Origin of the sequence: Nonomuraea zeae (assembly GCF_005889725.1) — a bacterium.
Taxonomy (GTDB): Bacteria; Actinomycetota; Actinomycetes; order Streptosporangiales; family Streptosporangiaceae; genus Nonomuraea; species Nonomuraea zeae.
Genome location: NZ_VCKX01000104.1, coordinates 15,990 through 37,967, shown reverse-complemented (window position 1 = coordinate 37,967; position 21,978 = coordinate 15,990). Strand labels below are relative to the sequence as shown.

At 71.3% G+C, this 21,978-nt stretch carries 21 protein-coding genes; 10 read left to right on the top strand and 11 right to left on the bottom strand.

Translation table 11 applies throughout. The features are described from left to right. The 3 genes from ETD85_RS29795 to ETD85_RS29785 all read left to right on the top strand — a co-directional run. Positions 1-648 (top strand): mandelate racemase/muconate lactonizing enzyme family protein (locus ETD85_RS29795; protein WP_138693115.1); only part of this gene is annotated, 648 nt, incomplete at its 5' end. Position 649: 1 nt separating this feature from the next. Further along, entirely contained in the window at positions 650-1,798 is a 1,149-nt protein-coding gene (locus tag ETD85_RS29790; protein ID WP_138693114.1) for an L-talarate/galactarate dehydratase, read from the top strand. A gap of 3 nt (positions 1,799-1,801) precedes the next feature. Beyond that, positions 1,802-2,518 carry a FadR/GntR family transcriptional regulator gene (locus ETD85_RS29785; protein ID WP_138693113.1) on the top strand — a complete coding sequence of 239 codons (717 nt, stop codon included), beginning with the start codon at positions 1,802-1,804 and terminating at the stop codon, positions 2,516-2,518. Here ETD85_RS29785 and ETD85_RS29780 read toward each other — a convergent pair whose 3' ends face one another. The 5 genes from ETD85_RS29780 to ETD85_RS29760 form a co-directional block, all read right to left on the bottom strand. Next, positions 2,519-3,781 carry a glucarate dehydratase family protein gene (locus ETD85_RS29780; RefSeq protein ID WP_138693112.1) on the bottom strand — a complete coding sequence of 421 codons (1,263 nt, stop codon included), beginning with the start codon at positions 3,779-3,781 and terminating at the stop codon, positions 2,519-2,521. It abuts the gene before it with no gap. Further along, positions 3,778-4,173 (bottom strand): universal stress protein, encoded by a 396-nt coding sequence (locus tag ETD85_RS29775; RefSeq protein WP_138693111.1) that lies wholly within the window; start codon positions 4,171-4,173, stop codon positions 3,778-3,780. The genes ETD85_RS29780 and ETD85_RS29775 overlap by 4 nt, the downstream gene beginning before the upstream one ends. Next, a complete protein-coding gene (locus ETD85_RS29770; RefSeq protein WP_138693110.1) occupies positions 4,170-5,678 on the bottom strand; it encodes a tripartite tricarboxylate transporter permease in 1,509 nt (502 codons plus the stop codon). The genes ETD85_RS29775 and ETD85_RS29770 overlap by 4 nt, the downstream gene beginning before the upstream one ends. Positions 5,679-5,687: 9 nt before the next feature. After that, on the bottom strand, positions 5,688-6,239 hold the full coding sequence (locus tag ETD85_RS29765) for a tripartite tricarboxylate transporter TctB family protein (protein ID WP_138693109.1): 552 nt from the start codon (positions 6,237-6,239) through the stop codon (positions 5,688-5,690). 63 nt (positions 6,240-6,302) lie between these two features. Further along, the gene (locus tag ETD85_RS29760) at positions 6,303-7,310 is read right to left on the bottom strand and encodes a tripartite tricarboxylate transporter substrate binding protein (RefSeq protein ID WP_138693108.1); all 1,008 of its coding nucleotides are present in this window, start codon (positions 7,308-7,310) and stop codon (positions 6,303-6,305) included. Positions 7,311-7,481: 171 nt separating this feature from the next. Here ETD85_RS29760 and ETD85_RS29755 point away from each other — a divergent pair, with 171 nt between their 5' ends. From ETD85_RS29755 to ETD85_RS29740, 4 genes are all read left to right on the top strand, one after another. Then, complete coding sequence (locus ETD85_RS29755) at positions 7,482-8,399, top strand: LysR substrate-binding domain-containing protein (RefSeq protein ID WP_138693107.1); 918 nt, start codon at positions 7,482-7,484, stop codon at positions 8,397-8,399. Between the two features lie 154 nt (positions 8,400-8,553). Beyond that, the gene (kdgD, locus tag ETD85_RS29750) at positions 8,554-9,468 is read left to right on the top strand and encodes a 5-dehydro-4-deoxyglucarate dehydratase (protein WP_138693106.1); all 915 of its coding nucleotides are present in this window, start codon (positions 8,554-8,556) and stop codon (positions 9,466-9,468) included. 17 nt (positions 9,469-9,485) lie between these two features. Further along, a complete protein-coding gene (locus ETD85_RS29745; RefSeq protein ID WP_240779518.1) occupies positions 9,486-10,808 on the top strand; it encodes an enolase C-terminal domain-like protein in 1,323 nt (440 codons plus the stop codon). Positions 10,809-10,844: 36 nt separating this feature from the next. Next, on the top strand, positions 10,845-11,702 hold the full coding sequence (locus ETD85_RS29740) for an NAD(+)/NADH kinase (protein WP_138693105.1): 858 nt from the start codon (positions 10,845-10,847) through the stop codon (positions 11,700-11,702). A gap of 8 nt (positions 11,703-11,710) precedes the next feature. On the opposite strand, the gene ETD85_RS29735 is transcribed toward ETD85_RS29740, so the two are convergent. Continuing rightward, positions 11,711-13,057, bottom strand: a complete 1,347-nt coding sequence (locus ETD85_RS29735) for a YibE/F family protein (RefSeq protein ID WP_138693104.1) — start codon at positions 13,055-13,057, stop codon at positions 11,711-11,713. 72 nt (positions 13,058-13,129) lie between these two features. Here ETD85_RS29735 and ETD85_RS29730 point away from each other — a divergent pair, with 72 nt between their 5' ends. Together ETD85_RS29730 and ETD85_RS29725 are read left to right on the top strand one after the other, a co-directional pair. After that, positions 13,130-13,837, top strand: a complete 708-nt coding sequence (locus tag ETD85_RS29730; protein WP_138693103.1) for a DUF72 domain-containing protein — start codon at positions 13,130-13,132, stop codon at positions 13,835-13,837. Beyond that, on the top strand, positions 13,837-14,805 hold the full coding sequence (locus ETD85_RS29725) for a magnesium transporter CorA family protein (protein WP_170246904.1): 969 nt from the start codon (positions 13,837-13,839) through the stop codon (positions 14,803-14,805). Before ETD85_RS29730 ends, ETD85_RS29725 begins: the two co-directional genes overlap by 1 nt. Here the strand turns inward: ETD85_RS29725 and ETD85_RS29720 are convergent. The 5 genes from ETD85_RS29720 to ETD85_RS29700 all read right to left on the bottom strand — a co-directional run bounded on the left by ETD85_RS29720 (position 14,772) and on the right by ETD85_RS29700 (position 20,687). After that, positions 14,772-15,236, bottom strand: a complete 465-nt coding sequence (locus ETD85_RS29720) for a DUF1850 domain-containing protein (protein WP_170246903.1) — start codon at positions 15,234-15,236, stop codon at positions 14,772-14,774. The genes ETD85_RS29725 and ETD85_RS29720 overlap by 34 nt on opposite strands. 32 nt (positions 15,237-15,268) lie before the next feature. Next, positions 15,269-16,222, bottom strand: coding sequence for a TAXI family TRAP transporter solute-binding subunit (locus tag ETD85_RS29715; protein ID WP_206058710.1), 954 nt, complete (start codon positions 16,220-16,222; stop codon positions 15,269-15,271). After that, positions 16,219-18,324: a TRAP transporter permease gene (locus ETD85_RS29710; RefSeq protein ID WP_206058709.1), complete on the bottom strand. Its 2,106-nt coding sequence runs from the start codon at positions 18,322-18,324 to the stop codon at positions 16,219-16,221. Before ETD85_RS29710 ends, ETD85_RS29715 begins: the two co-directional genes overlap by 4 nt. Positions 18,325-18,412: 88 nt before the next feature. After that, positions 18,413-19,588 carry a threonine--tRNA ligase gene (thrS, locus tag ETD85_RS29705; RefSeq protein WP_138693100.1) on the bottom strand — a complete coding sequence of 392 codons (1,176 nt, stop codon included), beginning with the start codon at positions 19,586-19,588 and terminating at the stop codon, positions 18,413-18,415. A gap of 736 nt (positions 19,589-20,324) precedes the next feature. Next, on the bottom strand, positions 20,325-20,687 hold the full coding sequence (locus ETD85_RS29700) for an arsenate reductase family protein (RefSeq protein WP_138693099.1): 363 nt from the start codon (positions 20,685-20,687) through the stop codon (positions 20,325-20,327). Between the two features lie 261 nt (positions 20,688-20,948). On the opposite strand from ETD85_RS29700, the gene ETD85_RS29695 reads away from it, so the two are divergent. Beyond that, entirely contained in the window at positions 20,949-21,920 is a 972-nt protein-coding gene (locus ETD85_RS29695; RefSeq protein ID WP_138693098.1) for a helix-turn-helix transcriptional regulator, read from the top strand. The last annotated feature ends 58 nt before the right edge of the window (positions 21,921-21,978 follow it).

The following is a 21,978-nucleotide window of genomic DNA, read 5'->3' as shown; positions in this document are numbered from 1 at the left end:
GCGAGCCGGTCGCTGGCGGACGGGATCGGCGGGATCAAGATCAAGGTCGGTCAGCCGGACATGAAGGAGGACCTGCGGCGGCTGGCGGCGGTGCGGGAGCATCTGGGGGACGATGTTCCGTTGATGGTGGATGCGAACCAGCAGTGGGACCGGGCGGCGGCGCTGCGGTTCGGGCGGGCGGTGGAGGAGCTCGGCCTGGTGTGGATCGAGGAGCCGCTGGACGCCTACGACGCCGAGGGTCACGCGCAGCTCGCCGCCGCGCTCGACACCCCCATCGCCACCGGCGAGATGCTCTCCAGCGTCGCCGAGCACGTACGCCTGATCGAGGCCCGCGCCGCCGACATCATCCAGCCGGACGCGCCGCGCGTCGGCGGCATCACGCCGTTCCTGCGCCTGGCCACGCTCGCCGACCACGCCGGGCTCCAGCTCGCGCCGCACTTCGCCATGGAGATCCACCTCCACCTGGCCGCCGCCTACCCGCGCGAGCCCTGGGTCGAGCACTTCGAATGGCTCAACCCGCTGTTCAACGAGCGGCTGGAGACCCGCGACGGCCGCATGATCGTCCCCGACCGGCCCGGGCTCGGCTTCACGCTCAGCGACCAGTGCCGCAAGTGGACCGTGGACAGCGTCGAGTTCGGGCGGGCCTGACATGGCGGACGGCCTCGCCACCTCGGCCGATCGCATCGAGTCCGTACGGTTCGGCCACTACGCCGTGCCGCTGGCGTTCGCGGTGAGCGACGCCAAGGTGGCCACGGGCCGCCAGCGGCCGCTGTCCCAGATCGACGTGCTGACCTGCGAGATCACGACGGCCGACGGGCTCGCGGGCCTGGGTTTCTCCTACACGACCCGGGCCGGCTGCCGCGCCCAGTTCGCCCACGCCAAGGAGATCGCGGCGAACCTGCTGGGCGAGGACCCCTCCGCCATCGGCGCGATCTACGACAAGCTCCTGTGGGCGGGCGCCTCCGTCGGCAGGTCGGGGGTCGCCACCCAGGCCCTGGCCGCGATCGACGTCGCGCTCTGGGACCTCAAGGCCAGGCGGGCGGGGCTGCCGCTGGCCAAGCTCCTGGGGTCCTACCGCGACTCGGTGCGCGTCTACAACACCTCCGGCGGCTACCTCCAGGCCCCGGCCGAGGAGGTCGCGGAACGGGCGAGCCGGTCGCTGGCGGACGGGATCGGCGGGATCAAGATCAAGGTCGGTCAGCCGGACATGAAGGAGGACCTGCGGCGGCTGGCGGCGGTGCGGGAGCATCTGGGGGACGATGTTCCGTTGATGGTGGATGCGAACCAGCAGTGGGACCGGGCGGCGGCGCTGCGGTTCGGGCGGGCGGTGGAGGAGCTCGGCCTGGTGTGGATCGAGGAGCCGCTGGACGCCTACGACGCCGAGGGGCACGCGCAGCTCGCCGCCGCGCTGGACACCCCCATCGCCACCGGCGAGATGCTCACCTCCGTGCCCGAGCTCGTCCGCCTCATCGACCTGCGCGGCGCCGACTTCCTCCAGCCGGACGTGCCGCGCGTGGGCGGCATCACGCCCTACCTCAAGGTCGCGGCGCTCGCCGACCACGCGAACCTCCAGGTCGCGCCGCACTTCGTGATGGAGATCCACCTCCACCTGGCCGCCGCCTACCCGCGCGACTCCTGGGTCGAGCACATCGAGTGGCTCTCGCCGCTGTTCGACGAGCGGCCGGTGATCGAGGACGGCCGCATGCTCGTGCCCGACCGCCCCGGGCTCGGGCTGAGCCTGGCCGGTCAGGCCGCCGGCTGGCGGCTCGACGCGGCCGAGTTCACCGGTAGGTTGTGACCCGTGCCATCAGACCGCAGGCTCGATCGTGACACCGGGCGCGGGCTCGCGTACGAGCTCGTCGAGCGGCTGAAGGCGCGCATTCTCGCCGGCGAGATCGAGCCCGGCCAGAAGCTGCCGACGGAGTCCTCGCTCGTCGAGGAGTTCGGCGTGAGCCGCACGGTGGTCCGCGAGGCCATCTCGCGGCTCCAGGCGGCCGGGCTCGTCGAGACCTTCCAGGGCCGCGGCTCGTTCGTGCTGGCCCTGCCCGCCTCCACGGCCTTCTCCGTGGAGGCGGAGCAGATCCGCACCCACCGCGACGTCCTCGACATGATCGACTTCCGGATCGGCGTCGAGTCGGAGGCGGCCGGGCTGGCCGCGCAGCGCCGCACCGAGCTGCAGCTGAAGGCCATCGAGCGGGCGCTCGTCGATCTGACGCGCTCCGGCGAGCACCCGGGCACCGCGGTCGAGGCCGACTTCCGGTTCCACCTCAAGATCGCGCTGGCCTCGGGCAACCGGTTCTACTCCGACCTGCTCGCCTCGCTCGGGCCGATGATGATCATGTTGCCGCGCACGCGGCTGGCGCACACGTACACGGTCTCCGACGCCACCCACCTCACGCGGGTGACGCTGGAGCACGAGAACGTCTACCGCGCCATCGCCGACCAGGACGCGGCGGCCGCGCGCGCCGCGATGCGGCTGCACCTGTCCAACTCGCGCGCCCGCCTGCAGACCCCCTGACTACCAGCGAGCCGTGTTCGGGGTGAAGTCCGGCACGATGCCACGCATGTAGGCGGTGTCCTCGCGGCCGCGCTGCCCGCACCTGAGGTACTGCTCGTGCAGCGTGCCCAGGGCGTCCTCGTCGAGCTCGACGCCGAGCCCGGGACCGGTGGGCACGGCCACGCTCCCGTCGCGGAACTCCAGCGCCCCCGGCTTGACGACCTCCTCGCTCTTCCACGGGTAGTGCGTGTCGCAGGCGTAGGTGAGGTTCGGGGTGGCCGCGGCCAGGTGCGTCATGGCGGCGAGACTCACGCCGAGGTGGGAGTTGGAGTGCATCGACAGGCCCATGCCGAAGGTCTCGCAGATGCCGCCGAGCAGCGCCGAGCGCCGCAGCCCGCCCCACAGGTGGTGGTCGGAGAGCACGACCTGCACGGCGTCGGCGGCGACGGCGGGCTTGAGATGGTCGAAGGAGATGACGCACATGTTCGTGGCGAGGGGCAGGTCCGTGTGCCGGGCGACCGCGGCCATGCCGTCGATGCCGGGCGTCGGGTCCTCCAGATACTCCAGGACGCCGGCCAGCCGGTGCGCCACCTTGATCGAGGTCTCGACGGTCCACGCGCCGTTGGGGTCGATGCGCAGGGCGTGCTCGGGGAAGGCCGCGGCCAGCGCCTCGATCGTGTCGATCTCGTGGCCGGGCTCGAAGACGCCGCCCTTGAGCTTGATCGCGGTGAAGCCGTAGTCGTCGACCATCCGCCGGGCCTGGGCGACCATCTGCTCGGGTGTGGCGCCCTCGCCCCAGGAGTCCTCGTCGTGGCCGGGGTGACCGGCCCACTTGTAGAACAGGTACGCCGAGAACGGCACCCGATCGCGTACCGCGCCGCCGAGCAGGTCGCTCACCGGCCGGCCGAGCACCTTGCCCTGCAGGTCGAGCAGCGCCACCTCGAAGGGCGCGGCCACGGTGTCCACGGCGCTGGAGACCTCCAGCATGCCGCCGAAGCTGGCCCCCGCGCCGCCGGTGGCCGCGCCGAGCCGCTCCACGACGACGCGGCGCAGCCCGTGCAGGTCGAACGCGTCCAGGCCGGGCAGCGCGGCGGCGACGGCGGCAAGCCGGTCGAGGTGGGCCTGGTCGGCGTACGTCTCGCCCAGCCCCACCAGCCCCGAGTCGGTGTGCACCTGGACGATCGCACGCAGCACGAACGGCTGGTGCACGCCGACCACGTTGAGCAGCGGCGGGTCGCGGAAGGCGACGGGCGTGACGGTGACCCGGCTGATCCGGCCGCTCACAGCTCGGCCTTGACCGTGAGCACCGGCACGCTGGCCTCCATGAGGATGCGCTGGGCCTCGCTGCCGAGGATGAACTTGCCCACCAGCGAGCGATGCCGCAGCCCGATGACGATGAGGCCGGCGCCGGTCTCCCGTACGAGCTGCTCGAAGGTCTCCGGCAGGTCGTCGTCGTGCAGCGGCTGGCGGATCTCGGCGTCGACGCCGGCCTCGCGGGCGCGGCGCAGGAGCTCGGCGCCCGCGGCGTCGTCGATCTTGTGCTCGTCGACGGGCGCGCCCCGGCGCGGGGAGTTCACGATGATCACGCGCTCTCCGCGCAGGACGCCCTCGCGCAGGCCCGCGTCCACCGCGGCCGAGCCCTCCGGCGTGGGCAGGTAACCGACCAGGATGGTCATGAGGTCTTCTCCTCAACAGGATCTGCGCTCTTGCGGCGCACGGCCTTACGGATCAGCGGCAGGATCGCGACGAGCACGACCAGCGCGAGCACCGTCCCGGAGATCGGGCGGGTGAAGAAGCCGGACGGGTTCCCGCCGAAGATGAGCAGCGACTGCCGCGCCGAGTTCTCGATCATCGGGCCGAGCACGAACGCGAGCACCAGCGGCCCGGGCTCGAAGCCGAACTTCTTCATCAGGTAGCCGAGCAGGCCGAACCCGATGACCAGGAAGACGTCGTACACCTGGTTGCTCACGGTGTACGCGCCGAGCAGGGTGATGAGCACGGTGATCGGGGCCAGGACCCCGGGCCGGACGCGCAGGATCTTCACGAACACGCCGACCATCGGGATGCTCATGATGAGCAGCAGGATGTTGCCGATGTACATCGAGTTGATGACGCCCCAGAACACGTCGGGGTGCTCGGTGACGAGCTGCGGCCCCGGCTGGATGCCCTGGATGAGCAGCGCCCCGAACATCAGGGCCATCGTCGCGTTCGCCGGGATGCCGAGGGTCAGCAGCGGGATGAACGACGAGGTCGCGGCGGCGTTGTTGGCGGTCTCCGGGGCGGCCACGCCCTCGACGGCGCCCCTGCCGAAGCGCTCGGGCTGCTTGGCCCGCCGCTTCTCCAGCGCGTACGCGGCCAGCGACGACAGCGTCGCGCCGCCGCCGGGCAGCACGCCGAGGATGAAGCCGATCAGCGAGCCGCGCCCGATCGCGCCCTTGGCCTGGCCGAGATCCTTGCGGGAGGGCCACACGTTGCCGACCTTGGCGGGCGAGTGGACCTTGTTGTGCCGCTCCTCGATGTTGTAGAGGATCTCGCTGAGCCCGAACAGGCCCATGGCGACCGGGATGAAGTCGATGCCCTCGGCGAGGTTCAGGCTCTCGAAGGTGAAGCGCTCGGCGCCGGTGAAGGTGTCGCGGCCCACGGTCGCGATGAGCAGGCCGACCCCGGCCGCGATGATCGCTTTGAGCTTGTTGCCGTTGCCGACCGAGGAGATCAGCAGGACGCCGAGGACGCCGAGGGCGGCGTACTCGGGGGGCCCGAAGTCGAGCGCGAAGCCGGCGACGATCGGGGCGAGGAGCGTCAGGCCGAGGATCGAGACGGTGCCGCCGATGAAGGAGCCGATGGCGGCGATGCCGAGCGCGGTGCCCGCCTTGCCCTGTCTGGCCAGCGCGAAGCCGTCGAAGACGGTCACGACCGAGGACGCCTCGCCGGGCAGGCGGAGCAGGACCGAGGTGATGGTCCCGCCGTACTGGGCGCCGTAGAAGATGCCCGCCAGCATGATGATCGCCGAGACCGGCCCGATGCCGTACGTGATCGGCAGCAGGATGGCGATCGTCGCGCCCGGGCCGAGCCCGGGGAGCACGCCGATGAGCATGCCGATGATCACGCCGATGAGGCAGTAGAGCAGGTTGGTGGGTTCCAGGACGACGCTGAAGCCGTTGAGGATGGGGGAGATGTCCATGTGGCTTTCTCAGATGAGGCGCGGGAGCGGGATCTGCAGCAGCACCACGAACAGCACGTAGAACGCGGCCACGGTGACGATGCTGATCACGATGGAGGAACGCCACGACTCCCGGCCCAGCCAGCGCAGCCAGACGAAGACGAGCAGCAGCGAGGGGATCTCGAAGCCGATCAGGGGGAGCAGCGCGGCGAGCGCGACGAGCGTCACCACGGCGATCGCGGTGAGCAGGCTCGACTTGGAGAAGCGCTCGGTGTCCTCCAGGCCGCGGCCGGTGACGACGAGCGTCGCCGACAGCACGACGATGACGACGCTGATGGCGAACGGCCACAGTCCCGGGCCCGGCTGCGTGAGCCGCCCGAGCCCGAGCGCGAGGGACCCGAGCACTCCGGCCGCGCCGGCGGCGAGCGCCACCACAGCCGCCGCGACCTGCGAGATCGGGCCCGCGTGCGGCGGTCGCGTCTCCTCCAGGAGCTCCGCCTGGAGGCGGTCGGCGTCGAGCACGTCCCCGACCGGGTCGGGGGTCTCGGCGCCGGGCGACCTGGTGGGGTCGGACATGGACATGCACACTCCTCGGTGGCGGTGTGGGCAGGGGGAGCGGCGGCCGGCCGGCCGCCGCTGCCGCGATCAACCGGCCAGACTGATCCCGAACTTGTCGAGCTGGGCCTTGTAGGTGGTGGAGTCGTTCTGCAGGGAGCTGAGGACCTCCTCGGGCGTGACCTCCATCGGAGTGAGCGAGTTGTCCTCGTTGAACTTCTTGTACTCAGGGGTGGCGAAGGTCTTCTTGGCCGCGTCGAGCAGCCGCGTCTTGACGTCGGCGGGCGTGCCCTTGGGCGCGGTCAGGAAGCGGTACTGCGTCACCAGCACGTCGAAGCCCTGCTCCTTGGCCGTCTTCACGTCCGGAAGGAAGGGTATGCGCTGCTCGGAGAAGACTGCGAGCGGGACGAGCTTGCCCGCCTTGATGTTCTCGATGGCCTCGCCGATCTGCATCGTCGAGACGTCTACCTGGTTGCCGAGCAGGGCGGTCAGGTTGGGGGCGCCGCCGTCGAAGGGCACGGCCGTCGCCTCGATCCCGGCCGACTTGAAGGTCAGCGCGGAGGCGAGCTGGGCGCCGGTGCCGACGCCCGTCGTGCCGTAGCGGATCGCCTTGCCGCCCTTCTTCATGTCCTCGATCGACTTGTAGCCGGACTTGGGGTTGGTCGCCATGACGTAGTCGTCGCGGGAGACGCCGGTGATGACGTCGAACGAGTCGATCTTCGTGGCCTCGGCGGGGGACACCGTGAGCGGCGTGATGGTGAAGAGCGAGGCGTTCTGGACGGCGAGCTTGTAGCCGTCGGCCTTCGCGGACTGGAGCTCCTTGGCGTTGAGCGCTCCGTTGGCGCCGGGCTTGTTGAGCACCGGCGTGGAGACCCCGAGGTCCTTGCCCATGCCCTGGGCCAGCGCCCGGGTGATCAGGTCGGTCGAGCCGCCGGCGGAGGCGCCGACGCTGAACTCGATGTTGCCGGTGGGATATTTACCGTCGCCACCACCGGAGGAGGTCGTCTTGACACCACCACACGCGGTCAGCGCGAGCGCGGCGGTGGCGCCGAGGACACCCACGAGGATGCGGCGGGGGGTCATCCGAGATGTCGGCATTGACTTCTCCTTCGTGCAGGCGGTGAGCCGCGCGTCATCTGCAAGGGGAGCGGTGTCGGAGGCGCCTTGATGTTTCGGCTGGGTTACCGCTCCGTAGTCTCCGGAGACTAGGTAGCAGCTTCGATGCCTGTCCAGGCTCTTTTCGGTATCAAGTGATACTCTTTCCGCATCATGCTAACACTGGATCAGATCAGGGCGTTCGTGGCAGTCGCCGAGGAGCTGCACTTCGGCCGGGCGGCTGATCGGCTCCGCATGACGCAGCCCCCGCTGAGCCGCCACATCCAGAAGCTCGAGCGCGCGATCGGCGTCACGCTGCTGGAACGTGACAACCGCCGCGTCGTGCTCACCGACGCCGGCCGCGGCTTCCTGGAGGACGCGCGGCGGATGCTCTCGCTCGTCGACACCGCGGGAGACCGGGCACGCCGGATCTCCAACGGCGCCACGGGCACGGTCCGCCTCGGCTTCACGGCGGTCTCGGCCATCAGCATGCTAGGCGCGCTGCTGCGGCGCCTGGCCGAGCAGCTGCCGGAGATCGACGTCATCCTCCACGAGCGGGTGACCGCCGGGCAGGTGGACGGCATCCTGCGCGGCGAGCTCGACCTGGGCCTGGCCCGCCCGCCCTTCGACATCGCCACGCTCGACTCCCGGGTCGTCTTCCGTGAGCCGCTGATCGCCGTGGTCCCCATCGGCCATCCGCTCGCCGGCCTCGACCGGCCGCTCGTGCCCGACGACTTCGACGGCCTGCCGGTGATCAGCTACAGCCCGGTCCAGTCCCGCTACTTCCACGAGCTCACCGTCCGGTTCCTGACCAACGCCCATCCCCGGATCGAGCAGCAGGTGCACCAGATCCTCACCGCCGCGCTCCTCGTGGCGGCCGGGCGCGGCGTGGCGCTGGCGCCGGCCAGCGCGCGCTCGCTCGGCATCGAGGGCATCGCCTTCTGCGACCTCGTACGCGGCGGCGGCGACCCGCTGGACGAAGGCGACGGCGTCGCGGGAAAGCCGGTCGAGCTGCACGTCATCTGGGACCGCGGCTCGACCAATCCCGCCCTCTGGCGCGTGCTCGATCTGCTCCCCGAACGCCCGGACTGATGATCTGTCCCGCTTTGCGATGCTTTGTAGGTATCGTCGGATTCAGAATCGCACTTGGACAGGAATCACTCCGCCTTCCTAGCCTGGCGGCGTCAGACCTTACCGGTGGCGCGGGGTGACACCACGCGCGCTTGTGAAGCAAAGGACGTCCCTCATGGCCAAGTACTCGCCGCAGGAGCTCGCCGCTCAGCTCAAGAGCGGCCTGTTGTCGTTCCCCGTCACCCATTTCGACCAGGCCCTGGAGTTCGACGAGGCGGGCTACCGCGATCACCTGTCCTGGCTGAGCGGCTACCCCGTGGCCGGTCTGTTCGCCGCCGGCGGCACGGGTGAGGGCTTCTCGCTGACCGCCGCCGAGATCGACCGCGTGGTCCGCGTGGCGGTGGACGAGGTGAACGGCAGGGTGCCGGTCGTGGCCCCGGCCACCGGCGGCACCGCGACCGCCGTCGCGCAGGCCAAGGCGGCCGAGGCGGCGGGCGCGGACGGCCTGCTGCTCATGCCCCCCTACCTGACGGAAGCGGGCCAGGAGGGCCTGGTCGAGCACGTCAGCGCCGTCTGCGCGGCCACCGGTCTCGGCGTCATCGTCTACAGCCGCGCCAACGCCGTGCTCAACGACCGCTCCGTCCAGACCCTGGCCGAGCGCAACGAGACCCTCATCGGCTTCAAGGACGGCGTGGGCAACATCGAGAGCCTCACCCGCATCTACGCCGCGGTCGGCGACCGCCTGGCCTACATCGGCGGCCTGCCCACGGCCGAGACCTTCGCCCTGCCGCTGCTGCAGCTCGGCATGAGCACGTACTCCTCGGCGATCTTCAACTTCGTCCCGCAGTTCGCGCTCGACTTCTACGCCGACGTCCGGGCCCAGGACCGCGAGGCCGTCTACCGCCGCATCCGCGAGTTCGTGGTGCCCTACCTGGACATCCGCGACCGCACGAAGGGGTACGCCGTCTCGATCGTCAAGGCGGGCCTCACCGCCGTCGGGCGTCCGGCCGGACCGGTGCGGCCACCGCTGCAGAACCTCACGGACGGCGAGCTCGCCGAGCTGACCACCCTCATCAACAAGATCAACTAGGCTCGGAGGGCCAGCCCGTGTCTCCCACCATCCAGCGCGTCGAGGTCGTCCCGGTCGCCGGGTACGACAGCATGCTGCTCAACCTGAGCGGCGCGCACGGACCGTTCTTCACCCGCAACGTCGTCATCACCACCGACTCCGACGGGCGTACCGGCCTCGGCGAGGTGCCGGGCGGCGAGGCGATCCGCCGCACCGTCGAGGAGGCGGGAGCGCTGCTGGCCGGCCAGCCCGTGGCCCGCTACCGCAGCCTGCTGCGCTCGGTGGCGGCCCGGTTCGCCGAGCGGGACGCGGGCGGCCGCGGCGCCCAGACGTTCGACCTGCGCACCACCGTGCACGCGGTCACCGGCATCGAGTCCACGCTGCTCGACCTGCACGGGCAGTACCTCGGCCTGCCGGTGGCCGAGCTGCTCGGCGAGGGGCGGCAGCGCGACCGGGTGCCCATGCTGGGCTACCTCTTCTACGTCGGGGACCCGGGCAAGACCGACCTGCCCTACCTGGTCGACGACGAGGGCGCGGACCGCTGGTCCCGGCTGCGCCGCCGGCCCGCCCTGACTCCCGACGCGGTGGTCGCCCTGGCCGAGGCGGCCAGGGAGCGCTACGGGTTCGCCGACTTCAAGCTCAAGGGCGGCGTGCTGGCCGGCGATGAGGAGGCCGCCGCGGTCAAGGCGCTGGCCGCCAGGTTCCCCGACGCGCGCATCACTCTCGACCCCAACGGCGGCTGGCTGCTCGCCGACGCGATCCGGCTGGGCCGCGACCTGCGCGGCGTCCTGGCCTACGCCGAGGACCCCTGCGGCGCCGAGGGCCGCTTCTCCAGCCGGGAGACGATGGCCGAGTTCAGGCGGGCCACCGGCCTGCCCACCGCGACGAACATGATCGCCACGGACTGGCGGGAGATGGCCCACGCCGTACGCGCCGGCGCCGTCGACATCCCGCTCGCCGACCCGCACTTCTGGACCATGGCGGGCTCGGTCCGCGTCGCCCAGCTCTGCCACGACTTCGGGCTGACCTGGGGATCGCACTCCAACAACCACTTCGACATCTCGCTGGCGATGTTCACGCACGTCGGGGCGGCGGCCCCGGGCGACATCACGGCGCTGGACACGCACTGGATCTGGCAGGACGGCCAGGCGCTCACGACCAGGCCGTTCCAGATCACCGACGGCGGGATCGACGTGCCCAGCACGCCGGGGCTCGGCGTCGAGCTCGACCGGGAGGCGCTGGCCGCGGCCCACGAGCTCTACCTCAGCCACGGCCTCGGCGCCCGCGACGACGCCGTGGCCATGCAGTACCTGATCGAGGACTGGACGTTCGATCCGAAGCGGCCCTGCCTGGTCCGCTGACGTGCCCGGTCCCGGCCATCGCCTAATGTGGGGCACATGGGCATGGTCGGGACGGTCGGGCTGGTGCTGCACCCCCAGCGCGACTCCAAGAAGGCGATCGACACCATCCTGCGCTGGGCCGCCGACAAGGGCGCGACGGTGCTCGGCCTGCCCGACGAGGTGGGCCGCATCGACTGCTCCGCCGTCGCGGTCGACGCCGACACCCTCGTGGAGCGGGCCGACCTGGTGGTCGGGCTCGGCGGCGACGGGACGATGCTGCGCACGATGCGGCTGCTCGCCGGGCGGCCCACACCGATCCTCGGGGTGAATCTCGGACGGCTCGGCTTCCTGGCGGAGATCGACGTGGACGGGCTGGCGGAGACGCTCTCGGCCATCGACGGCCACCGCTACACGATCGAGCCGCGCATGGCGATCCGCAGCATGGTGGCCGGGGTGAGCGTGACCGCGTTCAACGACATCGCGCTCGTGCGGACCCCCGGCGACGGGCTGGCGGCCGTGTCCATCACCCCGTCCGGCAGCCCCTTCGTCCGCTACGCCGCCGACGCCGTCATCGTGGCCACCTCCACCGGCTCCACGGCCTACAGCTTCTCCGCCGGCGGGCCGATCGTGTCGCCCCGCGTGGAGGCCATCCTCGTCGTGGCCGCCGCCGCCCACTCCTCCTTCAACCGGGCCCTGGTGCTGCCGGCGGACGAGGAGGTGACGCTCCAGGTGCTGCCCACCAGCGGGCGGCTGGCGGTGGAGGTGGACGGGGCCGTGGTCGGGCACCTGGGGCCGGGCGACAGCGTCACGGTCGCCGCCTGGCCGGGGGCGGCCAAGGTGGTGCGGCTCGGCACGACGTTCTACGAGCGGGCGCGGCGCAAGCTGCGGGTGGACGGCAGCGCCGAGGTCGACTGACCGTCCCGCTAGCCAGCCGCGCCGCGCCGGTGGCGGGCGGAGCGCCCCTGCCCCGAGGGGGCGGGACCGGCGGCGCGCTCGTACGGGCCGCGCTGGGGCCCCTGCGGCGTGAAGAAGCCGGCCGGCTCGTCCTGAGGGCTGAAGAAGCCGGGAGACTCGTGTCCCGAGGAGGGCCCGGCGGCGTCGGCGGGACGGTGCGCGCGGGAGGCGGTCAGGGCGGCCAGCGCCGTGGTGATCGGGACGGCGGCGATCAGGCCGAGCGTGCCGACGATGCTGCGGACGATCTCCTGGGCGATGACCGGCGTGGTCAGCACGTCCCCCAGCGGCTGCTCCCCGATGCTGAACAGCAGGAGCAGCGGCAGCGACGCCCCCGCGTACGCCAGGATGATCGTGTTGATCACCGAGGCGATGTGCGCGCGCCCGATGCGCCCGGCCGCCCGGTAGAGCCGGGCGAAGCCGTAGGAGGGGTTGGCGTGGGCGAGCTCGGCCACCGTCACCGCCTGCGTGACCGTGACGTCGTCGAGCACCCCGAGCGCGCCGATGATGATGCTGGCCAGCAGCAGCCCCTGCGTGTCGATCGACAGGCTCATGCCGAGCGTCAGCGCGCTGTCGTCGGTGATCCCGTTGAGCCGGGCGAACCCCAGCGCGCCGTAGGACAGCAGCCCCGTGAGCGCCAGGCTGGCCAGGGTGCCGAGCACGGCCATGGACGTGGACACCGAGAAGCCGTGCGTCAGGTAGAGGACCGCCAGCATGATCGCCGCCGCCCCGGTGATGGCCACCAGCATGGGCGAGCGGCCCTCCAGGATGCCCGGGATGACGAACGTCAGCAGCAGCACGAACGTCACCGCCAGCCCCACGAGGGCCGTCACCCCCCGCCACCGGCCGAACGCGATCACCGCCAGCGCGAACGCCGCCCCGAACAGCCACAGCGGCGTCGCCCGGTCGTGGTCCGAGATCTGGTAGGCCCCGTCGGAGTCGCGCAGCAGGATGACCGCGTCGTCCGCGGCGAAGTGCTGGGCCCCGGGGCCGCTCGGCAGGCGGAGCGTGACGTCCCTGCCCACGTCGGGGCCGTCCTCGACCCTGACGGTGGCGTTCCCGCAGGTGGCCGGGTCGGGCCGGGGCGCGCCCTCCGTGACGGCCGGGCACGGCTTGAGCACGACGCCGGTGACGGTGCCGCTGAGCCGCTCGACCCCGGGGGGCTGCTGCGCGGCGGCCTCCGGCCGCCCGTCGGGCCACAGCCACACCAGGGCCGCCAGCGTGACGATCGCCAGCGGCACCAGCACGGCCAGGCCGGCCAGCACCGTGCGCCGCGAAGTGGGCACGGCGTCGGTGCCGTGCGCGTGGTTGGCGCCCATCGGGTAAAGGTCCTCCTCGGCTGACGAACAAGGACAGTACTGCACCCCGCGCCGCCGGGTAGTCCAACGGGCATGACATGGCTGGTGGGCACCTCCGGATGGCAGTACAAGGACTGGCGGGGGGTCCTGTATCCGGAGGGCGTGCCGCAGCGGCTCTGGCTGGAGACGTACGCGCGGACGTTCGCCACCGTCGAGAACAACAACGCCTTCTACCGGCTGCCGCCGCCCGAGACGTTCGCCGCCTGGCGCGAGCGCACGCCCGCCGGGTTCGTGATGGCCGTCAAGGCCAGCAGGTTCCTCACCCACATCAAGCGGCTGGCCGACCCCGAGGAGCCGGTGGCGCGGCTGATGGGCGCGGCGTCCGCGCTGAAGGAGAAGCTGGGGCCGATCCTGCTGCAGCTCCCGCCCACCCTGCGGGCCGACCCCGGCCGGCTCGACCGGTGCCTGAGCTGCTTCCCCGCGGGCGTGCGGGTGGCCGTGGAGCCCCGGCACGTCTCCTGGTGGACCGACGAGGTGCGCGAGATCCTCCGCGCGCACGCGGCCGCCCTGTGCTGGGCGGATCGCCGGGGCAGGCCGCAGGGCCCGCTCTGGCGGACGGCGGACTGGGGTTACGTGCGCCTGCACGAGGGAAGAGCCGGTTTCGCGTACGGCGAGACCGCGCTGAGGACGTGGGCCCGCCGGATCGGTGAGGCCGGCTGGCCGGACGCCTACGTCTACTTCAACAACGATCCAGGAGGAGCGGCCGTGCGAAACGCCACCCGATTTGCCACACTCGCCTAGTGCACACGCGTCTTTACCGCAACGGCGTCCTCGAGAAGGAGGGCTTCCCGGTCGACGAGGTCTCCGACTATGTCGGCGATCCCGACAACGTGGTCTGGTTCGACCTCTGCTCGCCCTCGCCCGCCGACCTCGGAGTGATCGGCGAGGAGCTCGGGCTGCACGAGCTGGCGGTCGAGGACGTGCTCTCCGATCACCAGCGGCCGAAGGTGGACGTCTACGACAACCACCTGTTCATCACCGTCTACGGCGTCCACTTCGACGAGGGGCGGCTCGATCCCGTCGAGGTGAACATCTTCGTCACCGGCAACGCCCTGGTCACCGTGCGCGAGAACGACCACTTCGACATCGGCGAGGTGGTCAGGCGCTGGGACGACTCCGCCCGCATGGCCGGGCACGGCGTGACGTTCCTGCTCCATGGCCTGCTCGACTACGTGGTGGACAGCCAGTTCGACCTGGTGCAGGACCTCGACTCGCAGGCGGAGGCGCTGGAGGAGGCGCTGTTCGAGGACCAGGTGGTGTACGGCAGGGAGCTGCAGCGCACCATGTACGTGCTGCGCAAGAACACCGCCAGGCTCCGCAAGATCACGATGCCGATGCGCGAGGTGATCGGCACCCTGCTCCGCCGCGACCAGGAGCTCGTGGCCGACCCCGTGATGGCCCCCTACTACGAGGACGTCTACGACCACGTGCTGCGCGTGACGGAGTGGGTCGAGTCGATCCGCGACATGCTCGCGAACGTCCGCGAGACCCGCCTCGCCCAGCAGGGCTTCCGGCTCAACGAGATCATGAAGCGGGTCACGAGCTGGGCCGCCATCATCGCGGTGCCCACCATGATCACCGGCTTCTACGGGCAGAACGTGCCCTATCCGGGCTCGAACCAGCCGTGGGGGTTCTGGCTGTCCTCGATCCTGGTGGCGGTGACGTCGGTGGCGCTCTACACGGTGTTCAAGCGGAAAGACTGGCTGTAGGCGGCGAGCCGGTCGAAGGGCGGGCGGCAGGGCTCACCACGCACGCCGAGCGTGAGCGAGACCGCGAGCCGCACCTGCGCGGCCCCCGAGCCGGGATAGAGGGCCAGGCAGCGACCGTCCGCCAGCAGCGTCCTGCGGCCGATCGAGGTGGTCAGCAGCGACAGCTCGTCGTAGGCGGCGGGCGCGGTCAGGCGCAGCACCCACAGCCCGTCCGGGGTACGCGCGCGATCACCCTCGATCGCGTAGTAGTCGAGCACGGCCGGGCTGGTGGAGACGACCGCCCGCATCGTGAAGCGGCGGCCCTCCACCGTGAACAGCTCCGCGGACGGCGCCTTGTAGACCGAATGGACGTATCCGATCGCGAAGGAGCCGCGCACCGGCAGGCCGTTCACGGTCAGGCGCCCGGCGCCGCCGGCGCCGAGCGTCAGCACCAGGACCGCCGCGAGGGCCAGGAGCGGCCTGGTCAGCCCTTCTCCTTGTAGTAGCGGGCGGCGCCGGGGTGCAGCTCGACCGGGGCCACCTGCTGGCCCAGCTTGACGTCGAGCTTCTTGGCCTCCGGGTGCACGGCCGACAGCTCCGCCTTCTTCTCGAACAGCGTCTTGGTGATGTCGTAGGCGAGCTGCTCCTTCATCTGGTCGGGCACCAGCAGCACGTTCGCGATGCCGACGGTCTTGATCGTGCCGGACAGCTTGTACGTGGACAGGTCCACGTCGAGCGGGACGTACTGCTCGCCGTACGTCGCGCGCATCTTCTCCAGCACGTCGCCGGTGTCGAGCAGCTTCATGTCGGGCTTGCTGGTGGCCAGGTCGGTGATGCCCGCCGTGGGCAGCCCGCCGACCCAGAAGAACGCGTCCACCGTGCCGTCCTTGGCGGCCTGCACCGACTCGTTGATCGACAGCTGCTGCTTGGTGATGTCGGTGTCGGGGTTCAGGCCGGCCGCCTCCAGCATGCGCCGGGCCACGACCTGGGTGCCGGAGTTGGCCGGGCCGAGCGAGACGCGCTTGCCCTTGAGGTCGGCGACCTTGGCCGCGGTGACGCCGGGGGCGACGACGACGTGCGCGTAGTTGTCGTAGATGCGGGCGATGGCCTTGATCGGCTGCTTGGCGGTGAAGGTGTCCTTGCCGTTGACCGCGTCGGCCGCGGTGTCGGCCTGGGAGAAGCCGATGTCGGCCTTGCCGGAGGCGAGCAGCTTGATGTTCTCGACGGAGGCCGACGTGACCGACGCGGTGGCCCGGGTGTTGGCGATGTTCGCGGAGAGCTGGTTGGCCAGGCCGCCGCCGTACACGTAGTAGACGCCCGTGGTGCCGCCCGTGGCGATCGACAGCCGGTTGCCCGCGCCGCCGCCCGCGCCACCCCCGCTGCCGCAGCCCGTCGTCACCAGGGCGGCTGCCGCGATCATCGCAAAGATCCGCTTCACGCTGGGTCCTCTCTCCTTCTTCTGACGAGGTGCACGGCAGCGGCCACGGCCAGCACGGCCAGGCCCGAGCCGATGGGGACGGGTTCGAGGAACAGCAGCAGCACCGCGGCCACCGCCGCCAGCACCCGCTCGGGCAGGCCGCTCAGCCCGCCCGTCGCCATGGCGAGCGCCGCCACGGCGAGCGCGGAGACGGCGGTCATCAGCAGCACGGTGCCGATCGGCCCCTGGCCGAGCAGCGCCTGCCCGTTCGGCGTCAGCACGAACGCGAACGGCACCAGGAACGCCGGCAACGTGTAACGCCAGGTCATCATCATCGTCTTGTACGTGTTGCCGCCGGTGATCGCGGCCGCCGCGACCGCCGACAGCGCCGTGGGCGGGCTCACCTCCGACAGCACGGCGTAGTAGAAGACGAACATGTACGCCTCGGCCGGCGTGACCCCCAGCGTGGTGAGCGCCGGGCCGATGATCACCGCGGCGATGATGAAGCTCGCGGTCACCGGCACGGCCAGGCCCAGCAGCATGACCGCGATGGCGGCCATGAGCGTGGTCAGGATCAGGTTCCCGGCGGCGGCGTCCACGATGATCGCGCTCAGGTTGAGCCCGAGGCCCGTCTGCGTGATGACGCCGACGATGATGCCCGCCGCCGCGCACACCGCGGTGACCGGCAGCACCTCCAGCGTGCCCTTGGCCAGCGCCTGGCCGACGCTCCTCGGGCCCATGCGGCGCTCGGGGTCGAGGAACGACAGCGCGAACGCGACCGCGGTGGCGATCACCACGGCCTGGAACGCCGACCTTTCCATTGCCATCAGCACGATGATCAGGATCAGCGAGCTGAAGTGGTAGCCGAAGCGCAGCAGCAGCCGGCCCGCCCTGGGCGCGTCCACCTGCACGGCGTGGGTGCCGAAGCGGCGCGAGTCGATCTCGATGGCCAGGAAGATGCCCAGGTAGTACAGGAGGGTGGGGATCGTCGCGTACAGGAGCACCTCAAGGTAGCCGACCCTGAGATATTCGGCGATGATGAACGCCGCCGCGCCCAGCGTGGGCGGGGACAGGATGGCGCCGATGCCGCCGGCGGCCAGGATGCCGCCCGCCGGCTCGCGCGGGTAGCCTGCCCGGCGCAGCACCGGCCAGGCGACGCTGCCCAGGCTGACCGTGGTGGCCACGCCCGAGCCCGAGACGGTGCCGAGCAGGAAGCCGGCCAGGGTGACGGTACGGCCGGGGGCGGCGCGGGACTTGCGGAAGGCGGCGAAGCTCAGGTCGATGAAGAACCTGCTCGCGCCCGAATAATCGAGCACGGCGCCGTAAATCGTGAAAAGGATGATGTAGCTGGCGGCCACCTGCATCGGCACGCCGAAGAAGCCCTCGGTGCCGGTGTAGAGCTGCGACACGATTTGGCCGAGATCGAAGCCGCGATGGCCGATCGTCCAGTCAATAGGCAAATATGCCCCGAAATAGGCATAAAGCAGGAAAATGGCGCAAATGATGGCCAGGGCCCATCCGACCGTACGCCGCACCGCCTCCAGCAGCAGCGCCGTCAGCAGCAGCCCGGCGGCGATGTCGAGATCCGACAGCGCGGCGCCGGAGCCGCGGTCGCGGAAGCCGTCGAGGTCGAGCAGCGGGTAGACCAGGACGGCCAGGGAGGCGGCGGCCAGCAGCCAGTCCGCGACACTCGGCCACTCCACCCGCCGCGCCGCCACGCCCTCCTGAGGCGATCCGTCCTGGGCCGTGCCCACCGGGACCAGCCCCTCCTGGGACGAGCCTTCCTGGACCGGGCCTTCCCCGGGAAGACTTTCCCTGGGCAGGCGTTCCCCGGGTGGGCTCGCCGTGGCCCGGCCTTCTGCTGGTGGCCGCTGGAGCAGGCGCCGCATCGGCGCCAGCCCCGAGCGGTAGCAGAGGAACACCAGCGGCAACGCCACCGCCAGGAACGTCATCCGGTGCTCTAGCGCCTCGATCGGCCGGAACACCACCACCAGCGAATAAACGGAGAGCAATCCGCCGACGATCCACACGCCGAGCCGCAGGGCTCCGCCGAGCTGCCGCGCCGGCCGTTCCTGCTCGTGGGCGGAAACCAGCTCGGCCTCGCGGTCGTTCAGCTCGGTCAAGACGTCCTCCCCGACACGGCTTTGCAGGGACTTTACGAGTCCTTTACTGGAATTGGGAAGAGTCCGTTACCTTTATGCGACGTACCATTCAGAATTGCGGCCGGCATTCGGCCGCCAGTTGCTCGACCGGCACCTCGCCCGCCTGGCGGCCGTCGCGCAGCCGCACCGACGCATGGCCGCCCGCCACCTCGCGCGGCCCCACCACGAGCTGGTACGGCACCAGCCGGTGCGCCCTGATCCTGGCTCCCAGACTGCCCCGGTCCGCGGGCGCCAGCTCGGCCCGCAGCCCGGCGGCCAGACAGCGGCGCAGCAGGTCCCCGGCCGCGGGCAGCTCGGCGTCCGACAGCGGCAGCACGACCGCCTGCACGGGCGCCATCCAGGCGGGGAACGCGCCGCCGTGCACCTCGATGAGCTGCGCGACCAGGCGTTCGAGGCTGCCGACCACGCTGCGGTGCACCATGACGGGACGGTCGCCGCCGGCGTAACGCAGGTCGAAGCGCTCGGGCTGGTAGAAGTCCACCTGCACGGTCGACAGGGTGACCTCGCGGCCGGCCGGATCGGCGATCTGGATGTCGATCTTCGGCCCGTAGAAGGCGCCCTCGCCGCGCTCCTCGTCGTACGCCCTGCCGCGCCCCTCCAGCACGTCACGCAGCAAGGCCTCGGAACGCGCCCACATCTCCGGATCGTCCACGAACTTGGCGCCCTCGCCGCGCACCGAGAGTCGGTGACGCACCGCCTGGATGCCCAGCTGGGCGTGCGCGGCCTCGATCAGGTCGAGGGCGGCCGACATCTCTTCCGCGGCCCGCTCAGGCGGGCAGAACACGTGGCCGTCGTTGAGCTGGACGGCCCGCACCCTGGTCAGGCCGCCGAGCACGCCGGACAGCTCGGAGCGGTACATGCCGCCGAGCTCGGCGACGCGCAGCGGCAGGTCGCGGTGGCTGCGCGGGCGCGAGCGGTAGATGAGGGCGTGGTGCGGGCACAGGCTGGGGCGCAGGACGAACTCCTCGCCGCCCACGTTCATGGGCGGGAACATGTCCTCCGCGTAGTGCGCCCAGTGGCCGGATCGCTCGTACAGCTCCCGTTTCCCCAGCACGGGGGAGTTGACGTGCTGGTAGCCGTTGCGGCGTTCGAGCTCGTGCACGTAGTCCTCGACGGCCTTGCGCACGGCCGCGCCCGCGGGCAGCCAATAGGGGAAGCCCGCGCCGATCAGCGGGTCGGTGTCGAAGATGCCCAGCTCGCGGCCGAGCCTGCGATGGTCGTTCATGATCGTCCTTCACGTGGAAAGGGCGAACGACCAGATCCCCGGGCATTCGCCCGGGATGCATGGATTCAGCGCGCCGGGACGGTGTCCGGCGTCGTCGTGACGTTGGCGCGCTGCATGTAACCGACCATAACACCCGGTCCCTCCGATGCATCGACGATTTTGAAGGGAGCCGGCACCCCCTGACCCCGGTCGGGGTGCCGCCGGGAGGCGTCTGCGGACCAGGGGCAGGGGCAAGGACAAGGCGGCGTGCCCGGGTGCCCGCGGGCTGGCGCTCGGCGGTCGCCGCTGCCCTGGTCGTCGCCGTGCACGGGGGCCCGGACGGGCATGCCGCCGGGGAGGCGGAGCGGTCCCGTCCGGAGAGCGCGCGGCCCAGCACGGCACTGGCGGAGTGGGACTCGCCTGGAGAGCGCGGCACCCGCCCGGAGGGTCGCATTCGACTGAGGTAGGGCCGGGATGAGCCGGTTTGCGAGCGAAGGCCAGCGCACGCCGGTTGCGTGCGATGGGCAGGGCGCGCTGGTTGCGGGTGATGGCAGGGCGCGCCGGTTTGCGGCGACGGGCCGGGCGAGCGGGTTGCGCGTGATGGTCAGGACGAGCCGGTCGCCTAAGACGACCGGGGCGAGTCGGGTCGCGTAAGACGACCGGGGCGAGTCGGGTCGAGTTGGACGACCGGGGCGAGTCGGATTGCCTAAGGGGACCGGGACGAGTCGTGGGGGGCGACGACCTGGACGAGCGGGCCCTAGGCGGGCGGGAGGATGGATCGGACGGCCTCCTCGGTGCGCCCGACCACGGCCGTCCCGTCGTCCGCGGTGATGATCGGCCGCTGGATCAGGATCGGGTGCTGGGCCAGTGCGGCGATCCAGCGGTCCCGGTGGTCCGGCTCCCGGGGCCAGTCGGCCAGGCCAAGCTCCTTGGCCGTGCTCTCGCCGGTGCGGGTGATGTCCCATGGTTCGAGACCGAGCCGCTCCAGTACGGACCGGATCTCCGCCTCCGAGGGCGGGTCGTCGAGGTAGCGGCGCACGGTGTAGCCGACGGCCTCGGCGTCAAGGATCGACAGCGCGGAGCGGCACTTGGAGCAGGCGGGGTTGACCCAGATTTCCATGGCATCGATGATTGCGCACCGGCGGGTCGTCGGGGCCTTTCCACAGGTGACGTCAGGCCGAGGTGGGCTGCGAGCCCCTTCAGGAGCTCAGCCTGGCGATCAGGGTGAATCGACCGCGGGGTACGGCGGGACTGTGTGATCGGGGCCTGGAGTCGCGACCGTGGATTGCCCGCACGCCAGGGCGGGCAGTGTCCGGATATTTCGTGTTATGCCAGCATTCGGGCATCCCTCCGGCAAATTTTGGCAATGATATAAAGAACCGTGGCCGAGATCACCCTGGACGTCTGCCAGTTGCAGGCGTTCGCCGAAGTCGGCTACCAGGTGGCGGGCGGTGGTGGCGCGCACGGGGCGATGGCGGCGCTGCGCCGCGTGGTCCCGCTCGACGCCTACGAGTTCGTCGCCTTCGACCCCGCCACGGGGCGGCACCGCAGCGTCGTGGCCGACGGGCATCGGCGCATCGACCGGGACGCCGCGGAGGAATACACCGGGCTGGCGGCGTACCGGACGGCCATGGCCACGAGGGCGCCCGTGCGCATGCCCGAGCCGGGCACCGAGCGATACTTCCGGCGGCACCTCGCGCCCTTCGGGTGGCGAGCCGGGCTGACGGCCCCGTTGTTCCTGAGCGAGGGGCGCTACACTGGCCTGCTGCACCTGGCCTCCAGAGACGCCTTCCCCCGGCTGACCGGGGCGCTGGTCGCGGCGGTCAGCCCGATGCTGGCGCACGTCACCGACCTGACCAGGTGCGTGATCGACCCGGTGGGGCTGCCCAGGGACTTCCGGGCGGTCGCGTTCGACCGGCTGGGGACGCGGCGCGAGGTTCCCGGGCACGAGACGTCGGCCGCGCTATGGGATGATCCGGCGATGGCCGGGTTCGCGCGGGCGTTCATCGACTCGCGGGAGCTGAGCCGGCACGGGCGCTGGCTCGGCCGCGACGGCCGGTGGCACGAGGTGCGGCTGCTGCGGGCCGGGGTCGGCTACCAGGGGGCCGTGCAGGGCGCCATCGCCGCCGAACGGCTCTGCCCGCTGCCGTACGACCTCACGGGCCGGGAGCTCGACGTGCTCACCCGCGTGGCGGCCGGTGACTCCAACCCGCAGATCGCCGCGGCGCTCGTGCTGAGCGTCCGCACGGTCACGACCCACCTGGAGCACATCTTCGCGAAGCTGGGCTGTGACAGCCGCACCCGGCTCACCACCAAGGCGCTCGCCGAAGGTCTGTGCCGCCTGGATGTCTGACTTGGATCTCTAGCCTGTGACTCTGATCTGGGCCGTTGATCCGGCCTCCGAGCCGGGT